The sequence below is a fragment of the Streptomyces sp. NPDC001914 genome (assembly GCF_042891215.1).
Taxonomy (GTDB): Bacteria; Actinomycetota; Actinomycetes; order Streptomycetales; family Streptomycetaceae; genus Streptomyces.
The window spans coordinates 149,148-167,200 of sequence record NZ_JBIASW010000009.1 but is presented as its reverse complement, the minus strand read 5'-3'; the positions used below and the strand labels follow the sequence as shown (position 1 = coordinate 167,200).

At 72.2% G+C, this 18,053-nt stretch carries 14 protein-coding genes; 9 read left to right on the top strand and 5 right to left on the bottom strand.

What is annotated here, in order from left to right; all coding sequences use genetic code 11:
• Positions 1 to 67 precede the first annotated feature (67 nt).
• Positions 68 to 871: an endonuclease gene (locus tag ACFYYF_RS25445; RefSeq protein WP_361683569.1), complete on the bottom strand. Its 804-nt coding sequence runs from the start codon at positions 869 to 871 to the stop codon at positions 68 to 70.
• Between the two features lie 464 nt (positions 872 to 1,335).
• Between ACFYYF_RS25445 and ACFYYF_RS25440 the strand changes: the two genes are divergently transcribed.
• Both ACFYYF_RS25440 and ACFYYF_RS25435 read left to right on the top strand, forming a co-directional pair.
• Positions 1,336 to 2,253: a serine hydrolase gene (locus tag ACFYYF_RS25440; protein ID WP_388779525.1), complete on the top strand. Its 918-nt coding sequence runs from the start codon at positions 1,336 to 1,338 to the stop codon at positions 2,251 to 2,253.
• 176 nt (positions 2,254 to 2,429) lie between these two features.
• Positions 2,430 to 6,158, top strand: coding sequence for an ABC transporter ATP-binding protein (locus ACFYYF_RS25435; RefSeq protein ID WP_388779522.1), 3,729 nt, complete (start codon positions 2,430 to 2,432; stop codon positions 6,156 to 6,158).
• Here the strand turns inward: ACFYYF_RS25435 and ACFYYF_RS25430 are convergent.
• Positions 6,142 to 6,618: a hypothetical protein gene (locus tag ACFYYF_RS25430; protein ID WP_388779520.1), complete on the bottom strand. Its 477-nt coding sequence runs from the start codon at positions 6,616 to 6,618 to the stop codon at positions 6,142 to 6,144. The genes ACFYYF_RS25435 and ACFYYF_RS25430 overlap by 17 nt on opposite strands.
• Positions 6,619 to 6,827: 209 nt before the next feature.
• On the opposite strand from ACFYYF_RS25430, the gene ACFYYF_RS25425 reads away from it, so the two are divergent.
• Positions 6,828 to 7,214, top strand: a complete 387-nt coding sequence (locus ACFYYF_RS25425) for a hypothetical protein (protein WP_388779517.1) — start codon at positions 6,828 to 6,830, stop codon at positions 7,212 to 7,214.
• Between the two features lie 87 nt (positions 7,215 to 7,301).
• Positions 7,302 to 8,765 carry a S28 family serine protease gene (locus ACFYYF_RS25420; RefSeq protein ID WP_388779515.1) on the top strand — a complete coding sequence of 488 codons (1,464 nt, stop codon included), beginning with the start codon at positions 7,302 to 7,304 and terminating at the stop codon, positions 8,763 to 8,765.
• A 56-nt stretch (positions 8,766 to 8,821) separates the two neighbouring features.
• On the opposite strand, the gene ACFYYF_RS25415 is transcribed toward ACFYYF_RS25420, so the two are convergent.
• Together ACFYYF_RS25415 and ACFYYF_RS25410 are read right to left on the bottom strand one after the other, a co-directional pair.
• On the bottom strand, positions 8,822 to 10,690 hold the full coding sequence (locus ACFYYF_RS25415) for a glycoside hydrolase family 3 protein (RefSeq protein ID WP_388779511.1): 1,869 nt from the start codon (positions 10,688 to 10,690) through the stop codon (positions 8,822 to 8,824).
• A gap of 276 nt (positions 10,691 to 10,966) precedes the next feature.
• Positions 10,967 to 11,878, bottom strand: coding sequence for a LysR family transcriptional regulator (locus tag ACFYYF_RS25410; RefSeq protein ID WP_388779952.1), 912 nt, complete (start codon positions 11,876 to 11,878; stop codon positions 10,967 to 10,969).
• 115 nt (positions 11,879 to 11,993) lie between these two features.
• On the opposite strand from ACFYYF_RS25410, the gene ACFYYF_RS25405 reads away from it, so the two are divergent.
• The 5 genes from ACFYYF_RS25405 to ACFYYF_RS25385 all read left to right on the top strand — a co-directional run bounded on the left by ACFYYF_RS25405 (position 11,994) and on the right by ACFYYF_RS25385 (position 17,054).
• On the top strand, positions 11,994 to 12,899 hold the full coding sequence (locus ACFYYF_RS25405; RefSeq protein ID WP_388779508.1) for an EamA family transporter: 906 nt from the start codon (positions 11,994 to 11,996) through the stop codon (positions 12,897 to 12,899).
• 4 nt (positions 12,900 to 12,903) lie between these two features.
• Positions 12,904 to 14,142: a 3-phosphoshikimate 1-carboxyvinyltransferase gene (gene aroA / locus ACFYYF_RS25400; RefSeq protein WP_388779505.1), complete on the top strand. Its 1,239-nt coding sequence runs from the start codon at positions 12,904 to 12,906 to the stop codon at positions 14,140 to 14,142.
• A 108-nt stretch (positions 14,143 to 14,250) separates the two neighbouring features.
• Positions 14,251 to 15,510, top strand: coding sequence for a Gfo/Idh/MocA family protein (locus tag ACFYYF_RS25395; RefSeq protein ID WP_388779502.1), 1,260 nt, complete (start codon positions 14,251 to 14,253; stop codon positions 15,508 to 15,510).
• Between the two features lie 75 nt (positions 15,511 to 15,585).
• Positions 15,586 to 16,233: a GNAT family N-acetyltransferase gene (locus tag ACFYYF_RS25390; RefSeq protein ID WP_388779499.1), complete on the top strand. Its 648-nt coding sequence runs from the start codon at positions 15,586 to 15,588 to the stop codon at positions 16,231 to 16,233.
• Positions 16,234 to 16,445: 212 nt separating this feature from the next.
• Positions 16,446 to 17,054 (top strand): alpha/beta hydrolase, encoded by a 609-nt coding sequence (locus ACFYYF_RS25385; protein WP_388779496.1) that lies wholly within the window; start codon positions 16,446 to 16,448, stop codon positions 17,052 to 17,054.
• Here the strand turns inward: ACFYYF_RS25385 and ACFYYF_RS25380 are convergent.
• Complete coding sequence (locus ACFYYF_RS25380; RefSeq protein WP_388779493.1) at positions 17,035 to 17,958, bottom strand: MHYT domain-containing protein; 924 nt, start codon at positions 17,956 to 17,958, stop codon at positions 17,035 to 17,037. The two genes, ACFYYF_RS25385 and ACFYYF_RS25380, sit on opposite strands and share 20 nt — an antisense overlap.
• Between the last annotated feature and the right edge of the window lie 95 nt (positions 17,959 to 18,053).

Sequence of the window (18,053 nt, the reverse complement as noted above, 5' to 3'; positions counted from 1 at the left end):
GAGCGCCACCCCGGTACCTCTCCCGCGCGGAAGCGGAAGGGGTGCCGGGGCTCACGGGTCCGCCCGTCTACCAGATCGCCTCGACCCACTCCGGGTGGTCGATGAACGGGTTGCGGTTGTGCTGGTAGGTGTCGTAGATGACCTGGTTGCGCCGCTCCTCGAAGGCGCTGGGCGGGTCCGCCTCGTTCCACGCCTTGAGGACGGAGAGCTTGCCCATGTAGGGGTTGCTCCCGTTGTTCACCTGCTCGTTGGGCTCCAGGTTCGCGAAGCCGTCGTCGCCCTCGTAACGCACCGCCATGTAGAGGATCATGCGGGCCACGTCGCCCCGGTCCGCGGCGCGCGGCTGGAAGGAGTCGGAGTCGACGAGGCTGCCGCCGCCGTTGGTGACCGTGCTGCCGCCGTTGTCGAAGTCCAGGTTGCCCCGGATGCTGTTGACCTGGACGTCCGCGGGACGCAGGTGGTGCAGGTCCGTGCCGGGGCCGGTCACCTCGCCGAAGTTGCCGTGCGACTTGGCCCAGGTGTGTTCGCGGTTCCAGTCGCCGACGTCGCCGCCGTTGAGGGACTTGGCGCGCGACACGCCGCTGTACAGCAGGATCACGTTGTTGCTGTTGTTCGGATCCTGGTCGGTGGCCATCAGCGCGTTCCAGACCGCGGAGTACGAGATCTTGGTCTGGCTGCTGATGATGGTGTGCAGCGAGGACTTCAGGCTCGTGCCGGTCTTGCCGACCGCGTTCTTGTAGTACGTGCTGTCGTACGCGGTGGTGGTGGCGCTCGCGGGGGTCGCGGTCATCGTCGGAAGGGTGATTCCGACCAGGACCGCGGAGGTGGCCACCGCCAGGGTTCTCCAGCGGCTTATCTGCGTGGCGGGCATCGTGGGGTGTCCGATCTACGCGGGTTGAATGGAGCGGATAACCCGGAGGGTGACATGAGCATGCGGTGTGGCGGGTTAAGGGGAGGTGTTGGTTCTGTGTCGGGATTCAACAACTCGGCCTTTCTTCACGGGACATGACGGACCGGGCGGCCTCCGGCCGAATCGGTCGGGGGTTGCCGGGCCGACGCGCCAGGACGCCCCGCCGGCCCGCCCGGTCCGGAGAGACGGCTCCCGCCCCCCCCCGCGCGGTGCCTGTCTTTCTGATCCGTCCGAGATGTCCGGGCGTCCGGCCTTCGCCCCCCGACCCTTCGCCCCTTCGGGCGTACAGCCCCTCGGGCGTCCGGCCCTTCGGTTCCGAACTGCCGTGCCCGGAACATCTGTACAACTATCGGGTGGTCCCGTGAGTCTTCGATGCGAGCGCGCCCTTGGCGCGTTCGTATCGCTCAAGGGGATGGGAAACCTCCATGACTCACCGGATATCCCGGGGCGCCCGTGTGCTCGCAGCGAGCCTCGGTGCCGCGGTGATCGTGCCGATCGCGGTCGGCGCGACCCCGGCCGCCGCCGCGACGACGGTCATCTGTACGTCGGGCAAGGCCGGTCTGGCCGCCAAGCTGCAGACGGACATCACCGCGGCGCTCGCGAACCGCCGGGGCACGGTCGCGGTCGGTCTGTACGACCGCTCGACGAACACCACCTGCACGCTCCGCGCCACGACCTCGTTCGACTCGGCCAGCACGGTGAAGGTCACCGTCCTCGCCGCGCTGCTGTGGGACGCGAAGAAGCACAACCGCTATCTGACGAGCACCGAGACCTCGCTCGCCACCAAGATGATCACCCAGTCGGACAACGCCTCGACCACCAAGCTGTGGAACCAGCTCGGACTGACGAAGATCAAGGGCTTCCTGACCGCGGCCGGGATGACGAAGACCACGCCGGGCACCGGCGGCTACTGGGGTCTGACCCAGATCAACGTCACCGACGAGCAGAAGCTGCTCAAGCTCGTCACGGCGAAGAACACGGTGCTGAGCGACAACTCGCGCGCCTACATCCTGAAGCTCATGAACAAGGTCGTCTCCTCGCAGCGCTGGGGGACACCGGCCGGGGCGCCTTCGACGGTCACCGTGCACGTCAAGAACGGCTGGCTCTCGCGTTCCACGGGCGCCTGGCGGGTGCACAGCCTGGGCACCTTCAACGGCGGCGGCCGCGACTACATGATGTCGGTGCTCACCGTCGGCAACAGCACCATGGACTACGGCGTCGCCACCATCCAGGCCGTCGCCAAGGTCATCCACAAGGACCTCGTCCCGACCACCGTCGCACCCCAGCGGTTCACGCCGACCTCGCAGCCGACGGAGGCCTTCCCGGCCGTCCCGGCCGGCTGACCTGGCCGTAACCCCTCGGGGGCGGTCGTCGCCGCGTCCGTCGTGCCACCCGCGTTCCCCTCGTCCGCCCGCCCGGCTTCCCGCCCGGCGGGCGGACGATTGTTGCGGAGGGATGAAATCCGCTTCGTCCGGTGTTGGTGCCTTCCGGCGGAGTGAGATCTACGGAAGGTGCCGGAGTGGCGACGGAACGGGGATGGGCGCGGCGGCTCGCCGGGTATGCCTGGCGGTACCCGAAGGACGTGGTGCTCGCGCTCGGCTCCTCACTGGCGGGCATGGCCCTGATGGCGGTGGTCCCGCTGATCACCAAGGTGATCATCGACGACGTCATCGGCGACCACAGCCGGGGCATGGCCCCCTGGGCGGGTGCGCTGGTCGGCGCCGCCGTCCTCGTCTACGCCCTCACCTTCGTCCGGCGCTACTACGGCGGCCGCCTCGCTCTCGACGTCCAGCACGATCTCCGTACCGACATGTACGAGACGATCACCCGGCTGGACGGGCGGCGCCAGGACGAGCTGTCCACCGGGCAGGTCGTGGGCCGCGCGACCAGCGACCTCCAGCTCATCCAGGGCCTGCTGTTCATGCTCCCGATGACCATCGGGAACGTCCTGCTCTTCCTGATCTCCCTCGGGATCATGGCCGCGCTCTCCCTGCCGCTCACCCTGGTCGCGCTGGCCGTCGCCCCGGCCCTCTGGTTCGTCGCCAAGCGCAGCCGCTCCCGGCTGCATCCCGCCACCTGGTACGCGCAGGCGCAGGCCGCCGCCGTGGCGGGCGTCGTCGACGGCGCGGTCAGCGGCGTCCGCGTGGTGAAGGGCTTCGGCCAGGAGGAGCAGGAGACCGGCAAGCTGCGCGAGGTCGGGCGGCGGCTCTTCGCGGGCCGGCTGCGGACCATCCGCCTCAACGCCAAGTACACCCCGGCCCTCCAGGCCGTGCCCGCCCTCGGCCAGGTCGCGATGCTCGCGCTCGGCGGCTGGCTGGCCGTCCGGGGCCAGATCACGCTCGGCACCTTCGTGGCGTTCTCCACGTACCTCGCGCAGCTCGTCGGACCGGTGCGGATGCTGGCCGTCGTGCTGACCGTCGGCCAGCAGGCCCGGGCCGGCGCCGAGCGGGTGCTGGAGCTCATCGACACCCGGCCGTCGATCAAGGACGGCACCAAGACCCTCCCGGCGGACGCCCCCGCCACCGTCGAGTTCGACGACGTGTCCTTCGGATACAGCGAGGACCGCCCCGTCCTGGACGGGCTGAGCTTCGAGATCCGGCCCGGCGAGACCCTCGCCGTCGTCGGCTCCTCCGGCTCGGGCAAGTCGACCGTCTCGCTGCTGATGCCCCGCTTCTACGACGTGACGCACGGCGCCGTCCTCATCGGCGGGCACGACGTCCGCGAGCTGACCACCGAGTCGCTGCGCGCCGCGATCGGGCTCGTCCCCGAGGACTCCTTTCTCTTCTCCGACACCGTGCGCGCCAACATCGCCTACGGCCGTCCCGACGCCACCCAGGAAGAGATAGAGACCGCCGCCCGCGCCGCCCAGGCGCACCGCTTCATCGCCGAGCTGCCCGGTGGCTACGACACCAAGGTCGGCGAGCACGGCCTCACCCTCTCCGGGGGCCAGCGCCAGCGCGTCGCGCTCGCCCGCGCCATCCTCACCGACCCGCGGCTGCTCGTCCTCGACGACGCCACCTCCGCCGTGGACGCCCGGGTCGAGCACGAGATCCACGAGGCGCTGGGGCAGGTCATGCGGGGCCGTACGACCCTGCTCATCGCCCACCGCCGCTCCACCCTCAACCTCGCCGACCGCATCGCCGTCCTGGACGGCGGCCGGCTCGCCGACATCGGCACCCACGACGAGCTCCAGGCGCGCTCGGCGCTCTACCGGCGGCTGCTCACCGACCCGGACGAGCTGGGCGGCGTCTCCCCGGGACACGCCCTGCCGGCCGCGCCGCGCGAGGACACCTCCGTGCGTGCGGAACTGGACGCGGAGTTCGACGCCGAGCGCGGAGTGACACCGCACCTGTGGACCGGCGACCGCGAGCCCCGCGACAACGCGCTCGACGGCATGCCCGCCACCCCCGGACTGCTCGCCCAGGTCGAGGCGCTGCCGCCCGCCACCGATGTGCCCGACGTCGACGAGAGGCGCGCCGTCACACCCGAGGACTCCTACGGACTGCGCCGGCTGCTGCGCGGCTTCGGCGCCCCGCTGCTCGTCAGCCTCGCGCTGGTCGCCGTCGACGCGGTCATGACGCTGCTGCTGCCCGTCCTGATCCGGCACGGCATCGACCAGGGCGTCACCCGGCTCGCGCTCGGCGCCGTGTGGGCGGCCGCCGCCCTCGCGCTGGTCACCGTGCTCGTGCAGTGGACCGCGCAGATCGGCGAGACCCGGATGACCGGCCGCACCGGCGAGCGGGTCCTGTACGCGCTGCGCCTGAAGATCTTCGCGCAGCTCCAGCGCCTCGGACTCGACTACTACGAGCGTGAGCTCACCGGCCGGATCATGACCCGGATGACGACCGACGTCGACGCCCTGTCCACGTTCCTGCAGACCGGTCTCGTCACCGCGTTCGTCTCCGTCGTCACGTTCTTCGGCATCATGGGCGCCCTGCTCGTGATCGACGTGCAGCTGGCGCTGGTCGTCTTCGTGACCCTGCCGCCGCTGGCCGTCGCCACGTTCTTCTTCCGCCGGGCGAGCGTGAAGGCGTACGAACTGGCCCGCGAGCGGGTCTCCGTCGTCAACGCCGATCTCCAGGAGTCGGTGTCCGGGCTGCGGATCCTCCAGGCGTTCCGGCGCGAGGACGCGAGCGGACGGCGGTTCGCCGAGGGCAGCGACAGCTACCGCAGGGCGCGCATCCGCGGCCAGTTGCTGATCTCCGTCTACTTCCCCTTCGTCCAGCTCCTGGCCTCGGGGGCCGCGGCGGCCGTGCTGATCGTGGGCGCCCACCGGATCGGGTCCGGCACGCTCACCACCGGCGCGCTGGTCGCCTACCTCCTCTACATCGACCTGTTCTTCGCGCCCGTGCAGCAGCTCTCGCAGGTCTTCGACGGGTACCAGCAGGCCACCGTCTCGCTCGGCCGCATCCAGGAACTGCTCCGGGAGCCGGCCTCGACGAAGTCCGCCGACGCGCCGCTGGACGTGCCCTCGCTGCGGGGCGAGATCGCGTTCGAGGACGTCGGCTTCGCCTACGGCGGCGCGGACGGCGCCGAGGAGGCGCTCAGCGCGGTGTCCCTGCGCGTCCCCGCCGGGCAGACCGTCGCCTTCGTCGGCGAGACCGGCGCGGGCAAGTCGACGCTCGTGAAGCTGGTCGCCCGGTTCTACGACCCCACGTCCGGGCGCGTGACGGTCGACGGCATGGATCTGCGCGACCTGGACATCACCTCCTACCGGCACCGGCTCGGAGTCGTCCCCCAGGAGGCCTACCTCTTCCAGGGGACCGTCCGCGACGCCATCGCCTACGGCCGTCCCGGCGCCGGCGACGCCGAGGTGGAGGCCGCCGCCCGCGCGGTCGGGGCGCACGACATGATCGCCACCCTGGACGGCGGCTACCTCCACGAGGTCGCCGAGCGCGGCCGCAACCTCTCCGCCGGACAGCGTCAGCTCATCGCGCTGGCCCGCGCCGAACTGGTCGACCCGGACGTGCTGCTGCTCGACGAGGCGACGGCGGCGCTCGACCTGGCGACCGAGGCCCAGGTCAACCAGGCCACCGACCGGCTGGCGGGCCGCCGTACGACGCTGGTGGTCGCCCACCGGCTGACGACGGCCGCCCGTGCCGACCGGGTCGTCGTGATGGACCACGGCCGGGTCGCCGAGGACGGCACCCACGAGGAACTGCTCCGCCTGGACGGCCGCTACGCGGCCCTGTGGCGGACCTTCGTGGGCGCCCCCGAGCCCGAGGAGCCGGTCAGCTCCTCGGCTTGATCCCGGAGATCTTCTTCGTCGCCAGATCCGACTGCACCGTCAGATAGGTGTAGGCCGGGTGGGCGGAGGAGCCCCAGGTGAGCCGGACCGTCGACCAGGTGTGCCCGGCGCCGCTGTCGCCCGCCGTCACCTTCCAGGCGCGCGGCACGTCCTGGGCGCGCAGCACCCCGTCCGCGTGCTGGCGGTGCTCCCAGCCTGCGAGCTGGGTGCGCAGTGCCGGGGTCAGGTAGAAGGACCGCAGCCGGGTGCTCAGGGTGCCGGAGTCCCCGTCGGTCACGGCGTCGATGTAGGCGCCGTAGAAGTCGGCCACGCGCTCGTAGGCGGGGCCGTTGCTCCCGCTGCGGGCGGGCGGTGCCGCGGTGGAACTCGCGACGGCCGGCACCGAGGCGCCGGCGGCGATCAGGAGGGCCGCGGCGAGGACCGCGCGGCCGGTGGTGAGGGGGGAGTTGGTGCCGGACATGGTGAACCGCCTTCGTTCCCTGGTGAGTTCGGGCCCGTGAAGCGGACCCGTGAGTTGGACCCGGGAGAAACAGGCACGGTTGTCCTCAAAAAAGGCAAAAAGCTCGCAAGGGCGAGACGAGCGGACGGCGGGCCGTAGCGGTACGCAACCATCCGCCGTACGTCCTGCGTCCGTACACCAGTACGCTGATTGCTGCGGGAGGGACGACAGTGGACAGTGGTGCGATACGGCGAAGGCTGGCGCTCGGCCTGGCCGTACTGACCGCGGGCGGACTGCTCGCCTTCATGAGCGCGGGAAGCGCCCAGGCCGCCTCCTCCTGCTCGGGCCGCAAGGTCCGCACCCTGCCCTTCACGACCGGTTCCGTGCAGGTGTACAAGCGCAGCGGCTATGTCTGCGCCGTGACCTTCCCCGAGGCGCGGGGCGCGCGCAAGCGGATGTCCGTCAGCGTCCAGGCGCGCGGCGGCAGGCCCGTGGTGGACTCCGGGCACTTCGCGCATCACGCGGGCCCGGTGACCCTGTACGCGGGTCATCGCTGCGTCCGGATCAAGGGTTCGGTCGGCTCGGGGTCGGTGAGCTCCGGATGGATCCTGTGCTGAATCACGTATGACCCAAGACCCCCTGGTGTCACGGGAGTTGCTCCGTTAGGTTCCGGCGGACAACCGCGTAATCCCAGGGGAGGGTGCATGCGCAACGCGCTCAGAGGGCTGCTCGCGCTCACGGTGCTCATCGGCACGCTGAGCACGGCGGGGACGGCCACCGCCGTTCCGGCCGAGGCCCACGGCACCACAGGAGCAACCAGCACGGCCGACGAGAACAAGGACATCCTGGAACGGCTGCTCGCGATCCCGGGCATGAGCCTCGTCCAGGAGAAGCCGTACGCCGGCTACCGGTACTTCGTCCTGAACTACACCCAGCCCATCGACCACCGGCACCCGTCCAAGGGCACGTTCCAGCAGCGCATCACCGTGCTGCACAAGGACACCTCGCGCCCGACGGTCTTCTACACCGGCGGCTACAACGTCTCGACCACGCCGAGCCGGCGCGAGCCGACCCAGATCGTGGACGGCAACCAGGTCTCCATGGAGTACCGCTACTTCACGCCGTCCCGTCCCGAACCGGCCGACTGGTCCAAGCTCGACATCTGGCAGGCGGCCAGCGACCAGCACCGCATCTTCCAGGCGCTCAAGCCCGTCTACGACAAGAAGTGGATATCCACCGGCGGTTCGAAGGGCGGCATGACCGCCACGTACTACGAGCGCTTCTACCCGCGCGACATGGACGGCGTCGTCGCCTACGTCGCGCCCAACGACGTCGTGAACGACGAGGACTCGGCGTACGACCGCTTCTTCCGTCAGGTCGGCACCAAGGAGTGCCGCGACCGGCTGAACGCCGTGCAGCGCGAGGCCCTGGTGCGCCGCGAGCCGCTGGAGAAGAAGTACGCCCAGTACGCCGCCGACAACGGCTACACCTTCACCACGGTCGGCAGCCTGGACAAGGCGTACGAGGCGGTCGTGCTCGACTACGTGTGGGGCTTTTGGCAGTACAGCCTGCTGAAGGACTGCGAGACGATCCCCGCGGACGCCGCGCACGCGAGCGACGACGACATCTGGAACTCCGTCGACACCATCTCCGGGTTCTCGTTCTACACCGACCGGGGGCTGGAGCCGTACACCCCGTACTACTACCAGGCGGGCACCCAACTGGGCGCGCCCACCATCCACTTCCCGTACATCGAGAAGAAGTACGTCCGTTACGGCTACCAGGCCCCGCGCACCTTCGTGCCGCGGTCCATCCCGATGAAGTTCCAGCCGTCGGCGATGCGTGACGTGGACGGCTGGGTCCGCCACAACGCGCGGCACATGCTGTTCGTCTACGGCCAGAACGACCCCTGGGGAGCCGAGCGGTTCCGTCTCGGTTCCGGGGCCCGCGACTCCTACGTCTTCACGGCTCCGGGCCTGAACCACGGCGCCAACGTCGCGGGGCTCACCGCGGACGAGAAGGCGCTGGCCACCGCCCGCATCCTCGACTGGGCGGGCGTCGCCCCCGCGGCGGTCGAGGCGGACCCCTCGGCGGCCCGGCCGCTCGCGAGGTTCGACGCGAAGCTGGACACCCGCGACACCGAACGGGACATGACCCTGCGCCCGTGAACCGGAGCGCGCCCGCGCCCGCCCGTGTTCGCACGGGCGGGCGCGGGCGTGTACCGCTAGTACCTCAGCCCGTACCCGATCGGGTACAGCACCTGCGCCGGGTCGTCCGCCCGCTGCACCGGCACCGGCAGGCTGCCGCGCGGGTCCACCCGGCCGGCGATCACCCGGGCGGCCGCGCGCACCTCGACGTCGGTCCAGGAGTACGAGGCCAGGAAGGCGCCGACGCCGGGGATCTGGGCGATGTCGTACGGGTTGCGGATGGCGACGGCGGTCACCGGCACACCCGTGGCGACCAGACGGTCGACCAGGGTCTTCTGGGACCCGGTCGCCGTCAGGTTGTACGTCAGGGCGACCACCGCGTCCGCGTCGGCCGCCGCCGTGACGGCCTTGGTGATCGTGGCCGCCGAGGGCGCCGTGCCCGTGGACAGGGCCGTCGCCGTGAAGCCCAGTGCGGTCAGCGCGGCCGCCATGACGGTGGTGGGCGGCCCGTCGGACAGCGACGGCGAGGCCGGATCGGCGCCCACCACCAGGACCCTCGGGGTGCGCCGCCGGGACAGCGGGAGCAGCCCCTCCTCGTTGACCAGCAGGGTGGTGGTGCGCTCGGCGATCCTGTCGGCCGCTCTCAGGTGCTCGGGGATGCCGACCACCCGGTCCACGGCCGCGTCACGGACGTACGGGTCCCTCAGGACTCCGTGCTTCGCCTTGAGCCGCAGGATGCGCAGGATCGACTCGTCGAGCCGGGCCTCGGTCAGCTCACCGCCGCGTACGGCGTTCAGCACCGCGTTCCACGCGACGTTCAGGTCGGGCGGGTTGAGGAGCTGGTCGACGCCGGCCTTGAGCGCGAGGACGGGGACACGGTCGTCGCCGTACTTCGTGCGCACGCCCTCCATCCCCAGCGAGTCCGTCACCACGACGCCGTCGTAGCCCAGTTCGCCGCGCAGGATGCCGGTGAGGATCGGGTGGGAGAGGGTGGCCGGGTCACCGGCCGGGTCGAGGGCCGGGACCATGATGTGCGCGGTCATGATCGAGTCGATGCCCGCGCGGATCGCCGCCCGGAAGGGCACCGCGTCGAGCTCCGACCACAGTTCGCGGCTGTGGGTGATGACCGGGAAGCCGAAGTGGCTGTCCACGGCGGTGTCGCCGTGGCCGGGGAAGTGCTTGGCCGTGGCCGCGACCCCCGAGCCCTGGTACCCCTTCACCTCGGCCGCCACCAGGCCCGCCACCGCGTCCGGGTCGGCCCCGAAGGAGCGTACGCCGATCACCGGATTGGCCGGGTTGACGTTCACGTCGGCGTCGGGGGAGTAGTCCTGGTTGATGCCGATCGCGCGCAGCTCGGCACCGCTGATGCGGCCCACCGTCCGGGCGTCGGACCGCGAGCCGCCCGCGCCCAGCGCCATGGCGCCCGGGAACAGGGTCGCGGGTTTGCCCACCCGGGCCACTATCCCGTGTTCCTGGTCCGTGGAGATCAACAGCGGCAGCCCGCGCGGCAGTTCCAGCGAGGCGCGCTGGATCCCGTTCGACAGTTCGGCGATCTGGTGCGGGTCACGGGTGTTGTGCGCCCAGGCGAAGTAGATGATGCCGCCGACGCGGTACTTGGCGATCAGCTCGGCGGCCGTGCGGACGCCGATCTCCTTGAGGTTGGCGTCGATGTCGGCCTGGTCGGGCGCGGTGGCCGAATGGCCGTACACCCGCATGACGAAGAGCTGGCCGACCTTCTCCTCCAGTGTCATACGGGAGATCAGGGCGCGCAGGGCCTTGTCGTCGCCCGGGCGGGCTGGTGCCGCCTGGGCGCGGGTGCCGGCGGCCAGCGCGGCGGTGACGCCCGCCGTGGCGGCGAGAACCGTACGCCGGGACGGCCGTGACGGTCTGTCATGCCCGGCCGGCCCGGACGGTCTTGCGGTGCTTCCCGTGCTGGAGTCGCGCACAAGCGCTCCTTCCCTCGTGAAGGAAACTTCCAAGGGGTCACGATTATCCGGGAAGTTTCTTCCAGTCAAGGGTGTGCACAGTATCCGCGAAAGGGCCGCCGTCGCCGCACTCGAAGCGGGACGCGCCGGTGAGGGCGCACGGTCGGGTGGGGGAGGTGGTGCGGATGGACTGCCGGGCGGGCATGGCGGGTTCGGCCGGGCCGCCTGCCGGGGGGGAGAGGTGGTGCGGACCGGCCGTCGGGCGTGGGTGGTGGTGCGGTCGGATGGGCGGGTGGGTCAGGCGCGGTTCGCCACGGCGGGCCAGTGGGCCCGGAGTGTGCGGACCGTCTCGGCGATGGCCGGGCGGCGTGCCGCTCCGGCGCGCCACAGCGCGTACAGGCGCCGGACCGGCAGCGGGTCGAGCGGCACCTCCACCACCCCGTCGGGCAGGGGGCCGCGGCCGAGGCGCGGGATGAGGGCGACACCGAGTCCGGCGGCGACGAGGGCGATGAGGGTCGGGTTCTCCTCCGCCTGGTGGACGATGTCCGGCTCGCTGCCCGCCGCGCGCAGCGTGCGCACCAGCCAGTCGTGGCAGACCCGCCCGGGCGGCTGGCAGATCCAGCGCTGGCCGGCCAGGTCCTCGCGCCGCACCGAGGCCCGCCCGGCGAACGGGTGCCCGGCGGGCACGAGCAGATCGCACAGGTCGTCGCCGATCACCGCCTGCTCCGTCCCCTGCGGGGCGGGCAGCGGGGAGATGTCCCAGTCGTGCGCGACGGCCAGGTCGACCGCGCCCCGGGCGACCAGGTCGACGGACAGATGCGGGTCGACCTCCGTCAGCCGGGTGTCCAGGGCGGGGTGCCGGGCGGCCAGGTCGGCCAGCACCGCGGGCAGCAGACCGCGGGCCGCGGAGGCGAACGCGGCCACCGTCAGCCGCCCCGCCGGCATCCCCCGGCGCTCCTCCAGCTCGGTCTCCGCGCGCTCCACGATCGCCAGCAACTCCTGCGCCGTCGCAGCGAGTTGTTCGGCCTGCTCGGTCAGCCGGACACCGCGTCCGCGCCGCTCCAGCAGGACGGTCCTGGTCTCCCGCTCCAGCTTCGCGATCTGCTGGGACACGGCGGAGGGGGTGTAGCCGAGCGCGGCCGCGGCGGCGCCGACCGTGCCGTGCACCGAGACGGCGTGCAGGGCCCGCAGGCGCTGGAGATCGAGCATGGAGGCCTCCCGGTCCGCGATGTCGCTCCCCACCAGCTTACGTAAGCGTTGCTTCATCCATCCATGCAGACATTCGCGCTGGTGCTACACGGTGGTGGCGCCGGATGCTCGACGCATGCGACCCGCACACATCAGCCTCGCCGTCCTCGTCGCCGCCGTCTGGGGCGTGAACTTCACCGTCATCGAGGTCGGACTCGACCACTTCCCGCCCCTCCTCTTCTCGGCCCTGCGCTTCCTCGTGGCGGCCCTTCCCGCCGTGTTCTTCGTGGGTCGCCCCAAGGTGGCGTGGAAGTGGATCGTGGCGGTGGGACTCGTCCTCGGGGTCGCGAAGTTCGGGCTGCTGTTCATCGGCATGGACGCGGGGATGCCCGCCGGACTGTCCTCCCTCGTGCTCCAGATCCAGGCGGTCTTCACCGCGGTCTTCGCCATCGCCTTCCTCGGCGAACGCCCCACCCGCGTCCGGCTCGCCGGCATGGCCGTGGCCCTCGCCGGGGTCGGCCTGGCCGCCGTCGACGAGGGCACGGCCGGCCCTCTCGGCGCCTTCGCCCTGGTCGTCACGGCGGCGGCCTGCTGGGGGCTGTCCAACGTCCTCACCCGCAAGGCCTCCCCGCCCGACGCGCTGAACTTCATGGTGTGGGTGAGCACCGTCCCCGTCCTGCCCCTGCTCGGCCTGTCCCTGCTCACCGAGGGCCCCTCCCGCGACCTCGACGCGCTCGGCGCCCTCGACCTCCAGGGCGCCGGGGTCGTCGTCTACGTCGCCTGGATCACGACCGTCTTCGGCTTCGGCGCCTGGGGCTGGCTGCTGCACCGCCACCCCGCGTCCACCGTCGCGCCCTTCTCGCTGCTCGTCCCGGTCTTCGGGATGTCGTCGGCCGCCCTGTTCCTGCACGAGTCGATCGGCCCGCTGCGCTGGGCGGCGGCGGCCCTGCTGGTGGGCGGGGTGGCCCTCACCTCACGGACGCCACGGACGGTCCAGTCGGCGGACGTTCCAGCGCCGGAGCGGGCCGGCGCGCCAGCATGACCCCATGGCCGTCGTCGACATCCCCGGTTCCAAGTCCATCACCGCCCGCGCGCTCTTCCTGGCAGCGGCGGCCGACGGGGTCACCCGCCTCGTCCGCCCGCTGCGCTCGGACGACACCGAGGGCTTCGCGGAGGGCCTGACCCGGCTCGGCTACCGGGTCGGCCGGACCCCGGAGAGCTGGCACATCGACGGCCGCCCCGAGGGCCCGGGCGTGGCGCGGGCCGACGTGTACTGCCGGGACGGCGCGACCACGGCCCGCTTCCTGCCGGCCCTCGCCGCCGCCGGACACGGCACCTACCGCTTCGACGCCTCCGCCCAGATGCGCCGCCGCCCGCTCGGACCCCTCTCCCGGGCCCTGCGCGACCTGGGCGTGGACCTCAGGCACGAGGAGGCGGAGGGCCACCACCCCCTGCGCATCGAGGCGGCCGGCGTCGAGGGCGGCACGGTCACCCTCGACGCCGGCCAGTCCTCCCAGTACCTCACCGCCCTGCTCCTGCTCGGCCCGCTGACCCGCACCGGCCTGCGCATCGAGGTCACCGACCTGGTCTCCGCCCCGTACGTCGGCATCACCCTCGCGATGATGCGCGCGTTCGGGGCGGAGGTGACGGTGGACGGCGACGTCTTCGAGGTCGCGCCCGGCGGCTACCGCGCCACCACCTACCCCGTCGAACCCGACGCCTCCACCGCGAGCTACTTCTTCGCGGCCGCGGCCCTGACCGGCCGCGAGGTCACCGTGCACGGCCTCGGCGCGGGAGCGCTCCAGGGCGACCTCGCCTTCGTGGACGTCCTGCGCCGGATGGGCGCGCACGTGGAGACCGGGCCCGGCCGCACCACCGTGCGCGGCACCGGCGAACTGCGCGGCCTCACCGTCAACATGCGGGACATCTCCGACACCATGCCGACCCTCGCCGCGATCGCGCCCTTCGCCTCGGGGCCGGTCCGCATCGAGGACGTCGCCAACACCCGGGTCAAGGAGTGCGACCGGCTGGAGGCCTGCGCGGAGAACCTCCGGGCACTCGGCGTCCGGGTGGAGACCGGCCCCGACTGGATCGAGATCCACCCGGGCGTCCCCGCCGCCGCCGAGATCAGGACGTACGGCGACCACCGCATCGTCATGGCCTTCGCGGTGACGTCGCTGCGCGCCCCCGGCATGACCTTCGACGACCCCGGATGCGTCCGCAAGACGTTTCCCGCCTTCCACGAGGTGTTCGGAGCCTGGGCCGCCGCCGGAAACGGCCACTGAGCGGGCCCGGCGTCCGGCGCCGGCGTCTTGTCGGGAAGATCAAGGGCGACTAGCTTCGCGACCGACGGCGCCGACCGCGCCTCGACCCGACCGGGAAGCGGTGAACAGATGTCCTCCGGAGCCTCCGTCGTCACACTCGCCGTCGTCGGCGCCGGGGACCGGGGCACCGGCCACGCGCGCTGGGCCCTGGAGCACCCCGACCGGGCCCGGGTGGTGGCCGTCGCCGAACCCCGCCGGACCCGGCGCGAACGGTTCGCGGCCGCCCACGGACTGGAACCGGACGCCGCCGTGGACGACTGGCGGACGCTGGCCGCCCGCGGCCGGATCGCGGACGCCGTCCTGGTCTGCACCCTCGACCGCGAACACCTCGAACCCGTCCTGGAGTTCGCCGCCCTCGGCTACCACATCATGCTGGAGAAGCCGATGGCCCTCACCGAGGACGAGTGCCGGCGGATCGTCGAGGCGGTGGAGAAGGCCGGCGTGATCCTCTCGGTCGGACACGTCCTGCGCTACACCCGCTACACCCGCGCGGTGAAGGAGGTCGTGGAGTCCGGCCGGATCGGTGACGTCGTCAACGTCCAGCACCTGGAGCCCGTCGGCTTCTGGCACCAGGCCCACTCCTTCGTCCGCGGCAACTGGGGCCGCACGGACCGGGCCACGTCCATGCTGATGGCCAAGTCCTGCCACGACATCGACTGGTTGCAGTACGTGCTCGGCCAACCCCCGGTCCGCGTCTCCAGCTTCGGACGCCTCTCCCACTTCCGGCCCGAGAACAGGCCCGAGGGCGCCGCCGACCGCTGCCTCGACTGCGCGGTGGAGCACACCTGCCCGTACTCGGCCCGGCGCGAGTACGGCGACCGGCTCGCCCGCGGCGAACACCACTGGCCGCTGAGCGTGCTCGTCGACGACTTCACGCCCGGGGCCCTGGAGACCGCCCTGCGCGAGGGCCCGTACGGGCGGTGCGTGTACGCCTGCGACAACGACGTGGTCGACCACCAGGTGGTCTCGATGGAGTTCGCCTCCGGCGCCACCGCCACCTTCACCATGACCGCCTTCACCGAACAGGCCGACCGCCGGACCCGGATCTTCGGGACCCGCGGCGAACTGCGCGGCGACGGCGGGAGCCTGAGCGTCTACGACTTCCTGACCCGGACCGAGGAGGCCGTCGACCTCGCCGCCCCGGGCGCCATGGACGCGGCGGGCGGCCACGGCGGGGGCGACGCCGGCCTGATGGACGCCTTCGTCGGCGCCGTCGCCACCGGGAACCCCGGCCTCGTGAAGTCCGGCCCCCGGGAATCCCTCACCAGCCATCTCACCGTGCTGGCCGCCGAACGCGCCCGGCACGCGGGCACCGTCGAGGCCGTATAACCGCTGGACACGGCCCGCCCCGGCCACGTAGGAATCGCTGCGGACACGACCGGATCGGCGAAGGGACGCGGGGCGTTGGGTTTCCAGTTGGAGGGGCCGGTTCTCGAAGGCACGCTGGTACGGCTGGAGCCGCTCGGCCACCGGCACGCGGCCGACCTCGCCGAGGCGGCGGAGGAACACCGGGACTCGTACGCGTTCACCTGGGTGCCCCGGGCCGACGAGGTCGGGGACTACGTCGACGCGCAGCTCGCCCGCGCCGCGACGGGCAGGCTCGCGCCCTACGCGCAGATCTCCCTCGTCTCCGGACGGGCGGTCGGTGCCACCTCGTACTGGGAACCGCGGTGCTGGCGGTCGGACGACCGGCTCGACGCCGTCGAGGTCGGCTTCACCTGGCTCGCCGCCTCGGCCCAGGGCACCGGGCTGAACGCCGAGTCCAAGCTGCTGCTCTTCCGGCACGCCTTCGAGGAGTGGGGCGTGGCACGCGTGGACCTGAAGACCGACGCCCGCAACGCCCGCTCCCGCGCGGCGATCGCGAGCACCGGCGCCCGGCTGGAGGGCGTCCTGCGCAACTGGTCCCGCTCCTGGGCGCCCGGCGAGGACGGGCTGCTGCGCGACTCCGCGGTCTTCTCGGTGACGGCGGCGGAGTGGCCCGAGTGCCGGGACCGGCTGACCGCGAGGGTGGCCAGGGCGTCGTCCCGGGCGGCCGACGCGACGGCCGGCTAGCGGGGTCGCTCGCTCGGGGGCTCGGGGGCTCGGAGGCGATGGGGCTCGGAGGCTCGGGGGCGCGGGGAGCGAGGGGGCTCGGGTGGTGGTCGGAGGCGTGTGGGTGGTTCGGGCGGTGTGTGTGGTGCCTCTGAGGTGGGTTTCCGGGCTGTGCGGCAGTTGATCGCCGGAGCCTCTGGACCCGGTGGGCGGGCATCGGAAACGATCAGGCCATGAGTACGTACGACGGTCCCGCGCCCGACCCGCGGTCCTTCCTTATCCTGCACGGCTGGCAGAACCACCGCCCGGAGGGCCACTGGCAGCACTGGCTCGCCGGGCGGCTCGGGGAACTGGGGCAGCACGTCGTCTATCCGCAGCTCCCGGACCCCGACGACCCGGACCTGGAGGTGTGGCTGACGGAGCTGGCCCGCCACCTGGACGCCCTGCGCGGCTCCGAGCGCGTGGTCGTCGCCCACAGCCTCGGGGCCGTCCTGTGGCTCCAGGCCGCCGCCCGCCGACTGCCCGGCACGGCCCGCGTCGACCGCGTGCTGCTCGTCGCCCCGCCGTCCGCCTCCGTCCTCGCGGGGCTGCCGGAGATCGCCGGATTCACCCTGACCGAGAAGGACTTCACCCTCCCCGGCCCCACCCTGCTGGTCGCGGGCGACGACGACCCGTACTGCCCCGAGGGCGCCGCAGCGGCCTACGGCGAGCCCCTGGGCGTACCGGCGCGGATGCTGTCCGGGGCCGGCCATCTCGGCATGGACGCCGGGTACGGACCCTGGCCCGCGGTGCTGGACTGTTGTCTGGACGGGACGGCGCCGCTCACCGCCCGCGCGGGCTAGTGCCCTGCGCGGCGCGGGTGTGCCGGCCGGCCGGCTGGTCGTGCGGGTCCGCCCGCTGATCGCGCGGATCGAAGAAGGAGCCGGTCCGCGGGGGCTGCGCGGGGCGCCCGGGCACGACGACCGTGCCCCGGCGCCGGCGCGAGGAGGACCGGCTCCAGTCCCCGTCGCCGAGGACCAGCTGCGGGTCGAACATCACCACCACTCCGGCCAGGATCAGGAAGACGACCGGTCCGATGAGCATGGGGAGCAGGATCGAGGCCGGTGAGCTGTCGCCGGACATGTAGGACGCGTCCGTCGCGCCGCGCAGGTGCACTCCGAGAGCCGCCATGCCGGTGTAGTGCGCGCCGGTCAGGGCGACGCCCATGAGGAGGGCGGCGCCGAGGGCCGCCGCGAAACCCCGGTGGGAGGCGGCCGTCCACAGCGCGGCGGTCGCGGCGCCGACCGCGAGCAGCACGGAGGCCGACACCATGACCGAGTCGTAGTCCAGCGAACCGTTCAGCTCGATCGCGGCCATGCCGGTGTAGTGCGTGGCCACCACGGCGAGACCGGTGAGGATCCCGGCCGCGGTCAGGGTGGCGGGGGTGGCCCCGCGGTATCCCACGGCGAAGACGCCGAGGCCGACCGTCACGATCGCCACGACGAGACTGAGCGAGGTCAGACGGGGGTCGTAGTCGATCGGGATTCCCTGGATCCTGAAGCCGACCATCGCGACGAAGTGCATCGTCCAGATGCCACAGCCGATCGTCGCCGCCCCGAGGGCCAGCCAACCGGGCTTCCACGACTGCCGGTTGTGCAGGGAACGGACGACGCAGCGCAACCCCAGGGCGCTGCCCAGACAGGCGACGAGATAGGAGGCCGCCGGGGTCACCACCCCGAACTCGAAGCCCTCCACGGTGCCTTGCATATATGCCAACTCCCCCATGGAACGGGTTACTTGGGGGAGTACGGTCCCGCGTCCAGGTTGCGTGAGCGGTTCCGTACGGTAGGTGATTGAGTTAA